We start from the raw sequence: 16683 nt of genomic DNA on the forward strand, positions 1-16683 counted from the left end.
GACGGATAGCGGGCAACAAGACCTGAATATTAACTGAATTGATGCCTTATTTTTGCCATAATGCCGTTAATTTCCGTCATTTCTCGGGAAAATTTCGGAAGTGGCCCGCCCGTGTCGCGTGCTGTCCGGTGACCCGGTGAGACCCGGCCTCAGTGCCAGAGCAGCGCGTTCATCGCCTCGACCAGGCGGTCGCGGTAGCGGGGCAGCAAGGCCTGGACGCGCGCCTGCCTGTCCTTCCATTCTTCGGGCTCCGCGCCTGCCGCGATGCGAGGCGCCGCCCAGATCGGATCCGGAAAATGGCGGTCGCCGCGCCAGCGCGGGATCACATGCCAGTGTAGATGCGGCACCATATTGCCCAGCGAAGCGAGGTTGATCTTGTCGGGCGACAGGACCGATTGCTGCGTCTCTTCCACCACGTACACGGCCCGCATCAGCAGGTCCCGCCCGTGGGTCGACAGGCTGGTCATCTCGGCCAAATGGCCATTCCAGATCACCCGGGTGAAACCCGGATAGTCAGCATCCTCGACCTCGATGATGCGCAGGTGCGGTCCGCGCCACAGCAGCGTGCCGCCGTCTTCCTGGCACAGAGGGCAGTTGGGATCGCGCGCGCTCAAGCCATCACCTTGCGGTACTGGATGAAGCCGGACCGGTCGGCGATGCGGTCGTAGAGCTGCATCGCGGTGGCGTTGGTTTCGTGCGTCAGCCAGTACACGCGCGCGCAGTTGGCGGCGGCGGCCTGGGCGTAAACGTGTTCGATCAGCTTGCGGCCTGCGCCCGTGCCTCGCACTTCGGGATCGACGTAAAGGTCCTGCAGGTAGCAGTAGTCGCCCGCGGTCCAGGTGGACCGGTGGAAGATCCAGTGCACCATGCCGACGGCGCGGCCGCTTTCATAGGCCAGGGCCGCATGCATGGGTTCGGCGGGATCCAGGAAGCGCGCCCAGGTGTTGCGCGTCACGGCGGCGTCGATGTCGACGCGGTAGAAGTCCTGGTAGCCCTTCCACAGCGGCAGCCACGTGTCGAAGTCGGCGGCAACGATGGGACGGATTTCTGCGGTACTCATGGCGCGAGGCCTCCTGGCGGTGTTCAGAGTTGGTCTTCCATGGCTTCGACGATGTGTCGCAGCACTTGCAGTCGAGCGTAACGCTTGTCGTTGGCGGACACCAGATGCCAAGGCGCATGAGCGACGTCGGTGCGGGTCAGCAGTTCGTTGGTTGCCGCGGCGTACTCGTGCCACTTGTCGCGGTTGCGCCAGTCATCCGGGGTGATCTTGAAATTCTTGAAAGGGGATTTTTCGCGCTCGCGGAACCGCTCAAGCTGCACGTCGGGGGTGATCGCCAGCCAGAATTTCAGCACCAGCGCGCCGTTTGCGGCCAGTTGCTCTTCGAAGTCGTTGATCTCGGCGTAGGCCCGGCGCCATTTGGCGGGTGGGGTCAGTTTTTCGACGCGCTCAACCAGCACTCGGCCATACCAGGAGCGGTCGAAGATGGCGATGCGGCCATGGCGCGGAATGCGACGCCAGAACCGCCACAGATAAGGCCGGGCCAGCTCTTCGCTGGTGGGCGCGGCCACGGGGGTGATATCGAACTGCCGGGCGTCCAGCGCATGCGTGACGCGACGGATGGCGCCGCCCTTGCCGGCGGCGTCCTGGCCCTCGAACACCAGCACCAGCGAGCGTTCCTGGAACGTCGCGCTGCGCGCGGCGCGCGCCAGCCGTCCCTGCAGCAGGCCCAGCTCGGATTCGTAGTCGGCCTTGTCGACCTTGGCGTCGTAGTCCAGTGCGCCCAGGCGGTCGACGATGCGCGTGGCGCCGGAATGCGCCACGAAAGCAGGAGGAATGCGGGGCACGCCGCGCTGGCGCATGGAGGCCAGCACCGCCTCGGCCGTGCGTGCGGAGCGCATGTGCTCGTCGGCGCTGGGAATCACGACCCAAGGCGCATGGCCGCTGTCCGTGTGGTTCAGCACGAGCTGTCCGCCCGCGCGGATGCGGTCATATTTCTTCTTGACCTTCAGGTCGACGGGGCTGACCTGCCATGCCGTCTCCGGGCTGGCCAGCAAGCGCTGCGCGCGTTCTTTCTGCGCCTTGGCGGACAGGTGGAACCAGAGCTTGAGGATCTGCGTGCCTTCGGCGGCCAGCATGGCTTCAAAGCGCATGATCGCGGCGGACTGCGCTTCGATCCTCTCCTGATTCGGCTTCTTGCGCAGGGTTTCAAGAATCAACGGCGCATACCAGGAGCCAAAGACGATGCCCGTGCTGCCCTTGGGCGGCAGATCCTTCCAGTAGCGCCACAGCGGCGGGCGTTCCAGTTCTTCGCCTTCGCGCGGACCATAGGCCAGTGTCTTGATGTGGCGCGGGTCCATCCATTCGTTCAGCAGATTGATGGTGGCGCCCTTGCCGGCGCCGTCGATCCCCGCCACGACCACCAGCAGCGATTTGTCCGCCTCCCTGAGCCGCCGGTATTGCGCGTTGAGCAGGGCGACCCGCAGGCGCGCCTCCAGCGGCTTGAATTCGTCTTTGGACAGGCTGGGATCGGCTTCGGCTTCGGCGAACATGGGGATGCGTCGGATCGGGGATTTTTCGATCGGGCGATCTTGCGGGATAAGGCCGCGGCGCGCAAGTGCGCCGTGGCCCGCGCGTCAAAGTGCGTCGAGGGGAATCTTCAGGTAGCGCACGCCGTTATCTTCCGCGGGTGGGAAGTGGCCCGCCCGGATGTTCACCTGGATGGCGGGCAGGATCAGCGTGGGCATGGACAGCGTCGCATCGCGCCGCGTGCGCATGGCCACGAATTCCTCCTCGCTGATGCCGTCGCGCACATGGATGTTGGCGTGGCGCTGCTCGGCCACGGTGGTCTGCCAGGATGCCTCGCGCCCCATGGGCGGATAGTCGTGGCACATGAACAGCCGGGTGCCGGCGGGCAGGCTCAACAGCCGCTGTATCGAGCGGTACAGCAAGTGGGCGTCGCCACCGGGAAAGTCGCAGCGGGCGGTGCCCACGTCCGGCATGAACAGCGTGTCGCCCACGAAGGCCGCGTCGCCGATCAGGTAAGCCATGTCGGCGGGCGTGTGGCCGGGCACATGGATGGCGGTGGCGGTCAGCGCGCCGATCCGGAAGGTCTCGCCGTCGGCGAAAAGATGGCCGAACTGCGAGCCGTCCAGCTGGAATCCGGGCTCCAGGTTCAGGATCTTCTTGAAAACGCCCTGCACGGTGCGGATGCTCTGCCCGATGGCGATCACGCCGCCCAGCTGGCGTTGCAGATAGGGCGCGGCGGACAGGTGATCGGCGTGGGCATGGGTTTCCAGCAGCCAGAGGGTCTTCAACTGGTGCTCGCGCACGTAGTCCGCCACCCGGTCGGCGCTGGCCGTGCCGGTGCGGCCGGACTTGGGATCGAAGTCCAGCACCGAATCGATGATGGCGCAGGCGCCGCCCGGCGTGGACTCATGGACCACGTAGGTGATGGTGGCGGTGACGGGGTCGAAGAAGGGCTGGATTTGCGGATTCATGAGCGCTCGCACGGGTGCCGCAAGGCGCGGCGCAGATTAACAATATACAATTTTAAATAATATTGTTGAATAGTTTATTCGTCAATATAATGACGAAGCCATCCGCCAAGCGACTGACATACATCCCATGAACGCTCCTCTTACCGACTGCGAGGTCGCCGTCCTGCGTGAATCCGCCTCCCAGGCGTGCGCGCTGCTGAAGGCGCTGGCCAACGAAGACCGCTTGCTGCTGCTGTGCCAGCTGGTCCAGAATGAACGCAACGTGGGCGAGCTGGAATCGCTGACCGGCATCCGCCAGCCAACCTTGTCGCAGCAGCTGGGCGTACTGCGCGACGAAGGACTGGTCGCGACGCGGCGCGACGGCAAATACGTCTATTACCAGATGGCCAGTTTCGAGGTCAGCCAGGTGATGAAAACCCTATCGAATTTGTACTGCGGACGGGCCATGGAGTCACTCAAGTGAACGTGGACTGGTCCGCCTTCACGCCGGGCGCCGGTACGGCGGGCGGCCTGCTGATCGGCGCCGCGGCCGCGCTGCTGATGCTGGGCGCGGGGCGCATCGCGGGCATCAGCGGCATCCTGGGCGGCCTGCTGTCGCCCGAGCGCGGCGGAGGCTGGAGGCTGGCCTTCCTGCTGGGACTGTGCGCGGCGCCCTGGCTGTACCGGATGTTCTCCGCGCTGCCCGACATCACCGTGGACGCCGGCACGCCAAGGCTCATCGTGGCGGGCCTGCTGGTCGGCATCGGCACCCGCTACGCGTCGGGATGCACCAGCGGCCATGGCGTCTGCGGTCTGTCGCGAGGGTCGCGCCGGTCGCTGGCGGCCACGGCGATCTTCATGGCGGCGGGTTTTGCCACGGTCTACGTATTGCGCCACGTGATGGGAGACTGACATGACCGGCCTTTTCGCTTTCGCCGCGGGCCTGGTGTTCGGACTCGGCCTGATCATCTCGGGCCTGGCCGATCCCGCCCGGGTGCTGGGCTTTCTGGATCTGGCGGGCCTCTGGAACCCGACGCTGGCTTTTGTGATGGCCGGCGCGGTCCTGGCGGCCAGCGCGGGCTTCGCGGTCCTGCGGCGCCGCCGTCTCAGCCTGTCCGGCGAACCCATGCATTGGCCGGACGCCACCCGTGTGGACTGGCGGCTGGCCGGCGGCAGCCTGGCGTTCGGCGTGGGCTGGGGCCTGGCGGGCTTCTGTCCCGGCCCGTCGCTGGTTGCCGCCGCGGCGGGAATTCCGCAGGCCCTGATCTTCGTGGCCGCGATGATCGCCGGGATGGCGATCTTCTCCGTCCTGCAGCGTCCGAAGCGCTCCTGAACCCAAGCGGCGCGGCGGCGGGAAACCCGGTCCGCCTTGCCCGGCCTACTCGTATGTCCTGATGTCGTCGATGACCTTGCCGTCGTTCGGCAGGCCGCCCGCGTCTATCCATTCCACGTCGCTGCGCAGCTTGGTCACGTCGCGCACGGATTCGGCGATCCGCTTGGCCAGGTCTTCGTCGCGAACCTGCGATTCGACCTTCAGCACCATGCGGTCCGAGCCCGTGCTGCCGCTGATGACCAGGCGAGCCCGCAGGATCTCGGGGTGCCGGCGCGCCACGTCCGCCACTTGCGAAGGATGGACGAACATGCCGCGCACCTTGGTGGTCTGGTCGGCGCGTCCCATCCAGCCCTTGATGCGGGTGTTGGTGCGGCCGCAAGGGGAGATGCCGGGCATCACCGCCGACAGGTCGCCGGTGCCGAACCGCACCAGCGGGTAATCGGGATTCAGCGTGGTCACGACGACCTCGCCGACTTCGCCGGCTGGCACAGGCTCGCCGGTGCCGGGGCGCACGATCTCGACGATGATGTCCTCGCCCAGCACCAGTCCCTCGCGGGCGGGCGTTTCAAACGCGATCATGCCCAGGTCGGCGCTGCCGTAGGCCTGATAGCCTTCGATCCCGCGCGCAGCCAGCCAATCGCGCAACGATGGCGGGAAGGCCTCGCCCGACACCAGCGCGCGGCGCAGCGAATCGAGTTTCACGCCCAGTTCGTCCGACTTCTCCAGGATGATCTTCAGGAAGCTCGGCGTGCCGGTATAGCCGCTGGGCGCCAGGTCCTGGATCGCTCGCACCTGTTGTTCGGTCTGCCCGGTGCCGCCCGGGAACACGGTGCAGCCGACTGCATGCGCCGCCGTTTCCATCATCGAGCCGGCCGGGGTGAAGTGATACGAAAAGCAGTTGTAGGCCAGCTCGCCGGCGCGAAAACCCGCCGCATACAGGGCGCGGGCAAAGCGCCAATAGTCTGCGCGCGCGCTTTCCGGTTCGTAGATCGGGCCAGGCGAGGCGAACACGCGCATCGCTTCGCCCCAGCCGATGGCGGAAAAGCCGCCGAAGGCCTTGCCGGGGCCCGCGGGCGCCGCCGCGTCGTCACGGCTGAGCTGCTGGCGTTCGAGCAGCTCATGCTTACGCAGCACGGGCAAGCGGGCCAGGGCCTCGCGCGAAGTGATCGCGGCGGGATCGATGCCGCGCAATTGCTCGGCGATGGCCGGCGCGCGCGCAATGGCCCGCGCGATCGCGCCGGGCAAGGCGGCCATCAGTTCGCGCTCGCGTTGCTCGGGCGCTCGGGTTTCCAGTACATCGAAAAACTCGGACATGGGATCGCACCTTCTCGTGTGCCGTATTGCAGTGCCGTTGCCGGCGGCAGGCGGCAAGCGTTCGCTTGCCCGCTCCAGGAATCAGGCCAGCCAGCGTTTGCGGCGGCGGTAGAACTTGTTGTCTCGGAAACTCTTGCGTTCGCCGCTGGATATGCCCAGGTAGAACTCCTTCACGTCTTCGTTTTGCGCCAGGTCTGACGCTGCGCCGTCCATCATCACTCGCCCGTTCTCGAGGATGTAGCCATAGTCGGCATAGCGCAGCGCGATGTTGGTGTTCTGCTCGGCCAGCAGGAAGCTGACGCGCTCGCGCTGGTTCAGGTCGCGCACGATCTCGAAGATCTCTTCGACGATCTGCGGGGCCAGTCCCATGGACGGCTCGTCCAGCAGGATCATGTTGGGGTTGGCCATCAGCGCGCGGCCGATCGCGGTCATCTGTTGCTCGCCGCCCGAGGTATAGCCGGACTGGCTGGTCCGGCGCTGCTTCAGGCGCGGGAAGTACTGGTAAACCTTGTCCAGCGCGGCCGCGGTGTCGCCCCGGCTCATGCTGCGCGTATAGGCGCCGGTAAGCAGGTTTTCCTCGATGGTCAGGTGGGCAAAGCAATGCCGGCCTTCCATCACCTGCACGACGCCGCGCTTGACCAGTTCCGCCGGCGACAGCTTCTCGATGCGCTGGTCGCGGTATTGGATATGACCCTTGGTGACGTCGCCGCGCTCGCCCTTGAGCAGATTCGAGATCGCGCGCAACGTGGTGGTCTTGCCCGCGCCGTTGGCGCCCAGCAGGGCCACGATCTTGCCTTCCGGCACTTGCAGGGACACGCCCTTGAGCACCAGGATCACGTGGTTGTAGATCACCTCGATGCCGTTCACATCGAGCAGCACCTTCGGGACGTCTGTGGCGGTGGCGATATTGGCGTCGTTCATAAAGATTCCTACAGCGGGGCCGCGGCGGAGCCGGCTTTGCCGGTCCGCGCGCGGCGCCCCTTGGGGGGGAGCACCGCAGGTGCTCAGGCGGGATTACTCACACTTGCGGGGCGTGATGTTCTTTTCCTTGGCGTACTTGGCCGCGGATTCCTTGACCATCGGGTCCAGGATCGCCTTGTCGGCCTGGTACCAGTCGGAGGCAACCTTGAACTTCGCGCCGTCCCACTGCACGATGCGGGCCCAGTCGTCGCCCTTGTGGTTGGTGCACGAGGTCTTGACCGGACGCATGATCTGGCCAAAGCCCAGCTTGTCGAGCTTTTCCTGCGTCAGGTTCAGGTTCTCGAAGCCCCAGCGCACCTGCTCGGGCGTCAGCGCCTTGCCCTTGCCGAATTTCTCTTGCGCGGTGCGTATCGCCTCCACCTGCAGCATCGAGATCATCATGCCGCGCGTGTGGGCGATGGTGCCGAGCGTGGTCTTGCCCGACTTGTCCGAACCCTGGCCCTTGTCGTAGACGAACTTCTTGAGGTCGTCATAGACCTTGTCGTGCTCGGCGCCGCTGTTGTGCACGGTGATGGCGTTGTAGCCCTTGGCGACATCGCCCAGGTCCTTGACGTCGCCTTCGGAGCCGGCCCACCAGATGGCGTACATCTTGTCGCGCGGATAGCCGCTGGCCTGCGCTTCGCGGATGGCGGTGGGCGTCATGATGCCCGCGCTCCACAGCAGCACATAGTTCGGGCGGGCCTGGCGGATCTGCAGCCACGTCGACTTCTGTTCGACGCCGGGGGCGGTCACCGGGTACAGCACCAGTTCGAAGCCTTCCTTGGCCGCGCGCTTTTGTAGCAGCGGAATCGGTTCCTTGCCGTACGGGGAGTCGTGGTAGACCAGGGCGATCTTCTTGCCCTTGAGCTTATCCATCCCGCCTTCTTTCTTGGCGATGTCCTGGATCATCACGTCGGCCGCGGTCCAGTACGTGCCCAGCAGCGGGAAGTTCCACTCGAACACGCTGCCGTCCACCGATTGCGACAGGCCGTAGCCCATCGTCTCGACGGGCACCTTGTCGACCATGGCCTTGTCGCTCACCGCGAAGGTGATGCCGGTGGACTGGGTATCGAAGCCCGAGGCGCCGGTTCCCTTGCCCTTCAGGCGCTCATAGCATTCCACGCCGCGGTCGGTGGCGTAGGCGGTTTCACATTCTTCATACGTGATCTTGACGCCATTGACGCCGCCGTCGCGCTCGTTGACGAGCTTCAGGTAGTCCAGCTTGCCGTCGGCCCATGGAATTCCCAGCGGCGCGAACGACCCGGTGCGATACACCAGCAACGGAACGAACTGCTCTTCGGCCGCCATTGCCGGCGTGGCCACGGCGCCGACGGCGCCGGCTGCGGCCACCAGGGCTGCCGCCAACTTCAGGTTAAGACGCTTCATCTCCATTTACCTCCTGCGTGGTGCTTGGGTCAGTAAACCCTGGGACACCGGGATTGGCCCGGTCTTGAGCCGGGTATTCGGGGTGGGGTCCGGGGCGGTTGTGCCGCTACGGACCCGCGGAAATCAATGCGAAATCAGAGTGTGGTCAGTGCGGGAAAGGCCATATCCTCAGCTTCTCCTTGCCGATGCTCCACAACCGCGCCAGGCCATGGGGCTCGGCGATCAGGAAGAACACGATCAGCGCGCCGAACACCATGTGTTCGATGTGGGCCGCGGTATCCACCGACAGCGGCAGGCCCAGCATGTGAGGAATATTGGACAGCGCCACCGGCACCAGCACGATGAACGCCGCGCCGAAGAAGCTGCCGATGATCGACCCCAGCCCGCCGATGATCACCATGAACAGCAACTGGAACGAACGCGTCAGGTCGAACGCCAGCGGCTCCCACGAACCCAGGTGGATGTAGCCCCACAAGGCGCCGGCCACGCCGACGATGAACGAGCTGACGGCGAACGCCGTGAGCTTGGCGTACATGGGGCGGATGCCGATGACGGAGGCGGCCACGTCCATGTCGCGGATCGCCATCCACTGGCGGCCGATGGCGCCGCGCACCAGGTTCTTGGCCAGCAGGCTGAAGATCACCACCAGGATCAGCACGAACAGGTACTTCTGCATGGCGGTCTGCACCGGCAGGCCAAAGGCCGTCAGCGGCGGCACCGACACGTTGCCGGACGACGAGTAGTTGGTGAAGAAGGGGATGCGCAGGAACGCCCAGTCCACGAAGAACTGCGCGGCCAGCGTGGCCACCGCCAGGTACAGGCCCCGGATGCGCAGGCTGGGTATGCCGAATATCACGCCCACGATGGTGGCGAAGAATCCGCCCAGCAGGATCTGGGCGACCAGCGGCATGCCCGGAAAGCGCACGCCGAAGTTCCACGCCGCGTAGGCGCCCACCGCCATGAAGGCGCCGGTGCCCAGCGAGATCTGGCCGCAATAGCCCACCAGGATGTTCAGGCCCACGGCGGCCAGCGACAGGATCAGGAATGGGATAAGAATGGCGCGCAGCAGGTAGTCGCTGGCCATCGCCGGGATGGCGATGAACGCCACCGCCAGCAGCAGCCAGATGAAGACGCGGTCCTGGCGGATCGGAAAGATCTGCTGGTCAGCGCGATAGCTGGTCTTGAATTGGCCGTTTTCGCGATAGAACATTTTTTATCCTTTGGGTCCTAGACGCGATCAATGATCTTCTCGCCGAACAGCCCTTGCGGACGGAACAGCAGGAACACCAGCGCCAGCACATAGGCGAACCAGATTTCGATGCCGCCGCCCACGAGCGACCCCAGATAGACCTCGGACAGCTTTTCACCGACGCCGATGATCAGGCCGCCCAGGATGGCGCCCGGCACCGAGGTCAGGCCGCCCAGGATCACCACCGGCAACGCCCGCAGCGCCGCGGTGGACAGCGTGAACTGCACGCCGAACTTCGATCCCCAGATGATGCCCGCCACCAGCGCCACCAGGCCCGCCACGCACCACACGATCACCCAGATGCGGTTGAGCGGGATGCCGATGGATTGCGCGGCCTGGTGGTCGTCGGCCACCGCGCGCAATGCGCGGCCGGTCGAGGTGTACTGGAAGAAGAGGGCCAGCGCCGCCACCAGCAGCGCGGCGATGACCGCGGCCGTCAGGTCTTCAAGGTTGATGAGCAGCCCGCCCTCGAAGACGGAGTCCAGGATCATCAGCGGATCCTTGGGCATGCCCACGTTGATGGAATACACCGAGCTGCCGAACGTGATCTGCCCCAGGCCGTCCAGGAAGTAGCTGATGCCCAGGGTGGCCATCAGCAAGGTGGTGGCCTCCTGGTTGACCAGGTGGCGCAGCACGAAGCGTTCGATCGCGACAGCCAGCAGGAACATCACGATGGCGCTGACGATGAACGCCAGCACGTTGGCCAGGATCATGTTGTCGAAGCCGAGCCAGCGCGGTATCCATTCCGAGAAGCGCGCCATGGCCAGCGCGGCGACCAGCACCATGGCGCCCTGCGCGAAGTTGAAGACGCCGGACGCCTTGAAGATCAACACAAAACCCAGGCCGATCAGCGCATACATCATGCCGCTCATCAGGCCGCCCAATAAGGTCTCTAGAAAAAATCCCATGTCTGTCCGCCTCAGTGCGACACGCCGAGATAGGCGCGTATGACATCTTCGTTGGCTCGAACCTCGTCGGGCTTGCCGTCGCCGATCTTCTTGCCGTAGTCCAGCACCACCACGCGGTCCGAAATATCCATGACCACGCCCATGTCGTGTTCGATCAGCACGATGGTGGTGCCGAATTCGTCATTCACATCCAGGATGAAGCGGCTCATGTCCTGCTTTTCCTCGATGTTCATGCCGGCCATCGGTTCGTCCAGCAGCAGCAGGCGCGGCTCCATCGCCAGCGCGCGGCCCAGGTCCACGCGCTTTTGCAGGCCGTAGGGCAGGCGGCCGACGGGCGTCTTGCGGTAGGCCTGGATCTCCAGGAAGTCGACGATGTTCTCGACGAATTCGCGATGCTGGATTTCCTCGCGTTCCGCCGGCCCGAGGCGGAACGCCTGCGCCAGCAGTCCGCTGGTCATGCGCAGGTTGCGGCCGGTCATGATGTTGTCCAGCACGCTCATGCCCTTGAAGAGCGCAAGATTCTGGAAGGTGCGCGCGATGCCCATTTCGGCGGCGCGGCGCGGATTCATCCTGGAAAAGCGTTCGCCGCGGAATTCGATGCCGCCCTGCTGCGGCGTGTAGACCCCGTTGATGACGTTGAGCATCGAGCTCTTGCCGGCGCCGTTGGGACCGATGATTGCGCGGATCTCGTGTTCGCGCACGTTGAAGGAGATGTCCGTCAGCGCCTTCACGCCGCCAAAGGACAGGGAGATGTTCTGCATGTCCAGCATGACATCGCCGATACGCTGGTCGCGGTCGTTGTTGCTCATGATCTCTACGCGGCTCGGGCGGTTATGGGGGGAAACGTCTTGACCGGGCGGATCTTCAGATCCGCCGAGATCTTGCCGCTGCGTCCGTCTTCGAACTTGACTTCGGTCTCGATGAACTGCGACTGCTTGCCGCCAAAGAGCGCGTCGATCAGCACGCCATACTTCTGCGCGATGAAGGCGCGGCGCACCTTGCGCGTGCGGGTCAGTTCGTCGTCGTCGGGGTCCAGTTCCTTGTGCAGGATCAGGAAGCGGCTGACCTGCGAGGCCGCCAGCTTGGGATCGGTGGCCAGGTCGGCGTTGACCTGCTCCACGCATTCCGCGATCAGCTGGTAGACCTCATCCTTGGCCGCAAGGTCGGTGTAGCCGGCATAGGCCAGGCCGCGCCGTTCGGCCCAGTTGCCCACGGCTTCCAGGTCGATGTTGATGAAGGCGCACACGTCCTCGCGGTCGGCGCCGAATGCCACCGCTTCCTTGATGTGCTGGAAGAACTTGAGCTTGTTCTCGATGTACTTGGGCGCGAACAGGCTGCCATCGGCAAGCTTGCCCACGTCCTTGGCGCGGTCGATGATCTTCAGCTGGCCGTCGGTGTCCAGGTAGCCGGCGTCGCCCGTGTGGAACCAGCCGTCGGCGCTGCGCGCCTCGGCCGTGGCGTCCGGATTGCGGTAGTACTCCTTGAACAGACCCGGGCTCTTCACCAGGATCTCGCCGTTGTCGGCCACGCGGATCTCGACGCCCTCGACGGGCGGGCCGACCGTGTCGTCGCGCACCTTGCCGTCGGGCTGCACGCACACGAAGACGGAGGTTTCCGTTGAGCCGTACAACTGCTTCAGGTTGATGCCGATCGAGCGGTAGAACACGAAGAGGTCGGGGCCGATGGCCTCGCCCGCCGTATAAGCCACGCGCACGCGGCTCATGCCCAGCGCGTTGCGCAGCGGGCCGTAGATCAGCGCATTGCCCAGCGCGTAGCGCAGGCGGTCCCAGGCGTTGACGGACTCGCCATCCAGGATCCGGGTGCCGACGCGGCGCGCCAGTTTCATGCATGCGCCAAACAGTTTGCGCTTGATGTAGCCCGCGTCTTCCATGCGGATCATCACATGCGTCAGAAGACCTTCGAGCACGCGCGGCGGCGCGAAGTAATAGGTGGGGCCGATGTCGCGCATGTCGATCGACACGGTGTCTGGCGATTCCGGATGGTTCACCGTGAAGCCGGTGACCAGCAGCTGTGTGTACGAGAACATGTTCTGGCCGATCCAGGCGGGCGGCAGGTACGCCAGCACGTCTTCCTGGTCGGTCAGCTTTTCCATGTCGGACACGGCGCGCGCGCGGTCGATCAGGGCATGGTGCGTCAGCACCACGCCCTTGGGCTTGCCCGTCGTGCCCGAGGTATAGAACATGGCGGCGGCGTCTTGCGGCTGCACGGCGGCGATGGCGCGCTCGAAGAATTCGGGATGCTGCGCGGCATACTGGCGGCCCTGCTCCTCAAGCTGTTCATACGACAGCAGCATCGGGTCGGAGTAATGGCGCAGGCCGCGCGGATCGTCGAACACCACGCGCTTGAGGGCGGGGCATTGCCCGCGCACCTCGATCATCTTGTCGACCTGTTCCTGGTCTTCCACCACGGCGACGCTGATCTCGGCATCCTGCAGCACGTAGACCATCTCCTGCGCGACGGCGTCCTGGTAGAGCGGCACGGGAATCGCGCCCAGCGATTGCGCGGCCATCATGGCCATGTACAAGCGGGGACGGTTTTCGCCGATGACGGCGACGTGCATGCCGGGCTGGATGCCGAGCGCGGCAAGGCCTTGCGCGACGTGGCGGACATGCTCCGCCACTTCGGACCAAGTAAGGGTTTGCCAGATCCCCAGATCTTTCTCTCGTATCGCGGGCCGCGACCCGCGAACGTTGGCATGCGCGAACAGCAGCGCTGGAAAGGTGTCCAGCGCCGCCGGCATCTGTGCAGATGCGGGCGATGAATGTGCCACGTTGTCTCCTCCGGTTTGGGCGCATCGCGCCAGGGAGGCCGCGGGAGCGGCAATGGCGATGAGGTGCTTGACCAGTTGGTTTTAGATTTACGGCAGGAGTTAAGGTATAAGGTTGGGTTGCTACCAACTGTCACCATCACGACATTCAAGGAACTTTTAGGGTATTCCCGATGCAGCTATCCGACTCCCTTCAACTCGCCGCTGCCTGGTTTCGCGTGCTCAATGGCGAGCAGCAATCGCGCGTCGAGCGCGACCTCACCGTGCAGCAGGTGGCTGCCGGATCGATCATAGAGCGCAAAGGTGAACTCGCCCAGGCTTGGATTGGCGTATTGGCGGGGCTGGTCAAGGTTTCCGTGGGTAATTCGGAAGGCAAGGTGGCCTCGTTGACCGGGGTGCCCGCGGGCGGATGGATCGGCGAAGGGTCGCTGCTCAAGCGCGAAATCCGCAAATACGACATCGTGGCCTTGCGCGAGTCGGTGGTGGCGCGCCTGCCGGGCGCAACGTTCGACTGGCTGCTGGATAACAGCATTCCGTTCAATCGCTACCTGCTGCATCAATTGAACGAGCGCGTGGCGCAGTTCATCGGCAAGGCGGAGTACGACCGTCTGCTGGATCCCGATGCGCGCGTGGCCCGCTGTCTGGCCGAGCTCTTCAATCCTTTGCTGTATCCCGGCATGGGCATGCGCCTGACCATTACGCAGGAAGAAGTCGGTTATCTGGCCAGGGTGTCCCGCCAGCGCGCCAATCAGGCGCTGCGCAAGCTCGAAGAGGCGGGGCTGCTGAACGTCGAGTACGGGGCGGTCCGGGTGCTGGACCTGGACGGTCTGAAGCAATATGGATCGGACCGCGGCGCGGTCGAGGGTGCGCAGGCGGCGTAAGGATGCCGGCGCACAAAAAAGTGCTTGACGTTAAATAGCGCGCTATTTAATATTGCGCAATGAAATCCAGATCCAAACCCAAGGGCGCTTTCAACCCGCTGCTGCTGGACAGCCAGCTCTGCTTCGCCTTGTACTCGACCTCGCTGGCGATGAACAAGGTGTACCGCAAGCTGCTGCGCGGGTTGGACCTGACCTATCCGCAGTATCTGGTGATGCTGGTGCTGTGGGAGGGCGACGACCTGACGGTGACGGATATCGGCGACCGCCTGTTCCTGGATTCCGCCACGCTGACGCCGCTCTTGAAGCGCCTGGAGGCCGCGGGTCTGGTGACCCGCAAGCGCGCCCAGGACGACGAGCGGCAGGTGATCGTCAGCCTCACCCGCCAAGGCCGCGAGCTGCGTGAGCAGGCCGAAGCCGTGCCGCACTCCATCGCGGCCGCGGCGCAGTGCACGCTGGACGAGGCGCAGGGCATGATGAAGGCGCTGCATGCATTGCGGCAGAAGCTGGTCGACAGTCTTTGAAGTTCGCGGTGATGCCTGTCATCATCCGGTCTAATAAATAGTGCACGATATAGTTGTGTACTATTCAAATAGCAGGGCAATACAGCGGTAAGCAAGTCAAGGCAATGCCGACGCGGGACGGTCCCGCCAGGTTCAGAAGTCAGATTTTTCCCATCCCATAAAGGAAACGCATCATGTCTATCGAAAAAGTCCTCTACCGCGCCAGCGCCACCGCAACCGGAGGCCGTGAAGGCCGTGGCGTCAGCGACGACGGCGTCCTGGACGTCAAGCTGACCACCCCGCGCGAACTGGGCGGCGCGGGCGCCGCCGGCACGAATCCGGAACAACTCTTCGCCGTGGGTTACTCGGCATGCTTCCTGGGCGCCATGAAGTTCGTGGCCGGCCGCGACAAGATCGCCATTCCCGCGGACGTGTCGGTGAACGGAACCGTCGGCATAGGCGCTATTCCTACGGGTTTTGGCATCGAAGTGGAATTGAAGATTTCGCTGCCCGGGCTGGATCGTGCCGAGGCCGAGAAGCTGGTGGCGGCGGCGCATATCGTTTGCCCGTACTCGAACGCGACGCGCGGCAACATTGATGTGACGCTGACGATTGTCTAAGTGCTTTTGGCGATCGGGGCTTCGAGGCAGGGCGATTCTCGTAGTAGGTCGCCCTGCGTCGCGGGCGCTGGGGCTGAGAGCGCCGTGTGCGCTAGCGCGAACGCGGAGGATCTTTCATCCCCACACCAAAGCAGCAAAGCACCCCAACACCGCCACCCACACGCGAAGCGTCATCACGACGACGCAAGACCACGCGTAAGCCCCCAAAGGCCGCCCGCGCGGCCGGCCGGGGGCGGGCCGCGCAAGATCCTCCACCCCACCACCACGGGCGACCAGAATGCCAAGCACACAGCGGGTCGCGGCGGCCGTCATTCCATCGACGGCCGAGCCTGGCGCGTTGGGGGCCTGCGGTGCGCGGGGCGTCGATAAGCCCGAGGGAATCGGAAGGCAGTCGCCGAAGGCGACAACGACGATGACGATGGGGCAGTCCGGAGCGAAGGCTCCGGACCGCAATCGCAGCCCCGCGCACCGCAGGCCCCCAACGTGACAGGCGCCTCAAGAACCCGAAAAATCACCCCCCCAAACAACCCGCGCTCAATGCGCCCCTCCGAGATAAGCCGCCACCACAGCCGGATCATGCTTCAACTTATCCGCGCTGCCATGCACGGAAATCCGCCCGTTCTCCAGCACATACCCGTAGTCGGCCACGTTCAGCGCCGCCGCCGCGAACTGTTCCACCAGCAGCATCGTCACCCCTTCGTCCTTCAGCCGGGCAATGATCCGGAACACCTCTTCCACCAGGATCGGCGCCAGCCCCATCGAGGGCTCGTCCAGCAGCACCAGCTCCGGATTCAGCATGACCGCGCGGGCCATGGCCAGCATCTGCTGCTCGCCGCCCGACAGCGTGCCGGCCAATTGCTCGCGGCGCTCCTTCAACCGCGGGAACAGATCCATCGCCCGGCCCAGGTCGGCCTGCACGTCGCCCTTCGGACGGCTGCCCGTCAGGCGCGGAAACGCACCCAGCAGCAGATTGTCGGTGACCGACAGCGTCGGGAACACCCGCCGTCCTTCCGGCGAATGCGCCAGGCCCAGCCGCGCGATGCGGTGCGATTCCAGCCCGTCGATGCGCTTGCCGCCCAGCGTGATCTCGCCCGCCGTGGGGCGGATCATCCCGGACAGCGCCCGCATCGTCGTAGTCTTGCCGGCGCCGTTGGAGCCGATCAGCGTCACCACCTTCGCCTTCGGCACCTCCATGCTGATGCCGTGCAGCACCTTGACCTTGCCGTAGCCCGCTTCCAGATTCTTGATTGATAGCATCTCGTTGTCC

18 protein-coding genes are annotated in these 16683 nt (G+C 64.8%); 6 read left to right on the forward strand and 12 right to left on the reverse strand.

The window, feature by feature from the left end; translation table 11 throughout:
* Nucleotides 1-149: 149 nt before the first annotated feature.
* From HLG70_RS22945 to HLG70_RS22960, 4 genes are all read right to left on the reverse strand, one after another.
* Nucleotides 150-614: an HIT family protein gene (locus tag HLG70_RS22945; RefSeq protein WP_171666907.1), complete on the reverse strand. Its 465-nt coding sequence runs from the start codon at nt 612-614 to the stop codon at nt 150-152.
* Complete coding sequence (locus HLG70_RS22950; RefSeq protein WP_171666905.1) at nt 611-1060, reverse strand: GNAT family N-acetyltransferase; 450 nt, start codon at nt 1058-1060, stop codon at nt 611-613. Before HLG70_RS22950 ends, HLG70_RS22945 begins: the two co-directional genes overlap by 4 nt.
* A 23-nt stretch (nt 1061-1083) precedes the next feature.
* Entirely contained in the window at nt 1084-2550 is a 1467-nt protein-coding gene (gene pap / locus HLG70_RS22955; protein WP_171666903.1) for a polyphosphate:AMP phosphotransferase, read from the reverse strand.
* A gap of 84 nt (nt 2551-2634) precedes the next feature.
* Nucleotides 2635-3498, reverse strand: coding sequence for an MBL fold metallo-hydrolase (locus tag HLG70_RS22960; RefSeq protein WP_171666901.1), 864 nt, complete (start codon nt 3496-3498; stop codon nt 2635-2637).
* 127 nt (nt 3499-3625) lie between these two features.
* Between HLG70_RS22960 and HLG70_RS22965 the strand changes: the two genes are divergently transcribed.
* Genes HLG70_RS22965 through HLG70_RS22975 form a run of 3 tightly spaced genes read left to right on the forward strand, consistent with a single transcriptional unit; the run spans nt 3626 to nt 4810 of the window.
* Entirely contained in the window at nt 3626-3961 is a 336-nt protein-coding gene (locus HLG70_RS22965) for an ArsR/SmtB family transcription factor (RefSeq protein ID WP_171666899.1), read from the forward strand.
* Nucleotides 3958-4389, forward strand: a complete 432-nt coding sequence (locus tag HLG70_RS22970) for a YeeE/YedE family protein (protein WP_171666898.1) — start codon at nt 3958-3960, stop codon at nt 4387-4389. The genes HLG70_RS22965 and HLG70_RS22970 overlap by 4 nt, the downstream gene beginning before the upstream one ends.
* 1 nt (nt 4390) lies before the next feature.
* Nucleotides 4391-4810 (forward strand): DUF6691 family protein, encoded by a 420-nt coding sequence (locus HLG70_RS22975; protein WP_171666897.1) that lies wholly within the window; start codon nt 4391-4393, stop codon nt 4808-4810.
* A 45-nt stretch (nt 4811-4855) separates the two neighbouring features.
* On the opposite strand, the gene HLG70_RS22980 is transcribed toward HLG70_RS22975, so the two are convergent.
* From HLG70_RS22980 to HLG70_RS23010, 7 genes are all read right to left on the reverse strand, one after another.
* Nucleotides 4856-6124 (reverse strand): phenylacetate--CoA ligase family protein, encoded by a 1269-nt coding sequence (locus HLG70_RS22980; protein ID WP_171666896.1) that lies wholly within the window; start codon nt 6122-6124, stop codon nt 4856-4858.
* A gap of 81 nt (nt 6125-6205) precedes the next feature.
* Entirely contained in the window at nt 6206-7045 is an 840-nt protein-coding gene (locus HLG70_RS22985; protein ID WP_171666895.1) for an ABC transporter ATP-binding protein, read from the reverse strand.
* 93 nt (nt 7046-7138) lie between these two features.
* Entirely contained in the window at nt 7139-8476 is a 1338-nt protein-coding gene (locus HLG70_RS22990; protein WP_171666893.1) for an ABC transporter substrate-binding protein, read from the reverse strand.
* A gap of 139 nt (nt 8477-8615) precedes the next feature.
* On the reverse strand, nt 8616-9680 hold the full coding sequence (locus HLG70_RS22995) for a branched-chain amino acid ABC transporter permease (RefSeq protein ID WP_171666891.1): 1065 nt from the start codon (nt 9678-9680) through the stop codon (nt 8616-8618).
* Between the two features lie 17 nt (nt 9681-9697).
* A complete protein-coding gene (locus tag HLG70_RS23000; RefSeq protein WP_171666889.1) occupies nt 9698-10627 on the reverse strand; it encodes a branched-chain amino acid ABC transporter permease in 930 nt (309 codons plus the stop codon).
* Between the two features lie 11 nt (nt 10628-10638).
* Complete coding sequence (locus tag HLG70_RS23005; RefSeq protein ID WP_171666887.1) at nt 10639-11436, reverse strand: ABC transporter ATP-binding protein; 798 nt, start codon at nt 11434-11436, stop codon at nt 10639-10641.
* A gap of 5 nt (nt 11437-11441) precedes the next feature.
* A complete protein-coding gene (locus tag HLG70_RS23010) occupies nt 11442-13418 on the reverse strand; it encodes an AMP-dependent synthetase/ligase (RefSeq protein WP_171666885.1) in 1977 nt (658 codons plus the stop codon).
* A gap of 170 nt (nt 13419-13588) precedes the next feature.
* Here HLG70_RS23010 and HLG70_RS23015 point away from each other — a divergent pair, with 170 nt between their 5' ends.
* From HLG70_RS23015 to HLG70_RS23025, 3 genes are all read left to right on the forward strand, one after another.
* Nucleotides 13589-14296 (forward strand): Crp/Fnr family transcriptional regulator, encoded by a 708-nt coding sequence (locus HLG70_RS23015; protein WP_171666881.1) that lies wholly within the window; start codon nt 13589-13591, stop codon nt 14294-14296.
* A 59-nt stretch (nt 14297-14355) separates the two neighbouring features.
* Entirely contained in the window at nt 14356-14817 is a 462-nt protein-coding gene (locus tag HLG70_RS23020) for a MarR family winged helix-turn-helix transcriptional regulator (protein WP_171666879.1), read from the forward strand.
* A gap of 173 nt (nt 14818-14990) precedes the next feature.
* Entirely contained in the window at nt 14991-15416 is a 426-nt protein-coding gene (locus tag HLG70_RS23025) for an organic hydroperoxide resistance protein (RefSeq protein ID WP_171666877.1), read from the forward strand.
* Between the two features lie 534 nt (nt 15417-15950).
* Here the strand turns inward: HLG70_RS23025 and HLG70_RS23030 are convergent.
* Nucleotides 15951-16673: an ABC transporter ATP-binding protein gene (locus HLG70_RS23030; RefSeq protein ID WP_171667827.1), complete on the reverse strand. Its 723-nt coding sequence runs from the start codon at nt 16671-16673 to the stop codon at nt 15951-15953.
* Between the last annotated feature and the right edge of the window lie 10 nt (nt 16674-16683).

Origin of the sequence: Achromobacter deleyi, assembly GCF_013116765.2 — a bacterium.
Lineage (GTDB): Bacteria > Pseudomonadota > Gammaproteobacteria > Burkholderiales > Burkholderiaceae_B > Achromobacter > Achromobacter deleyi_A.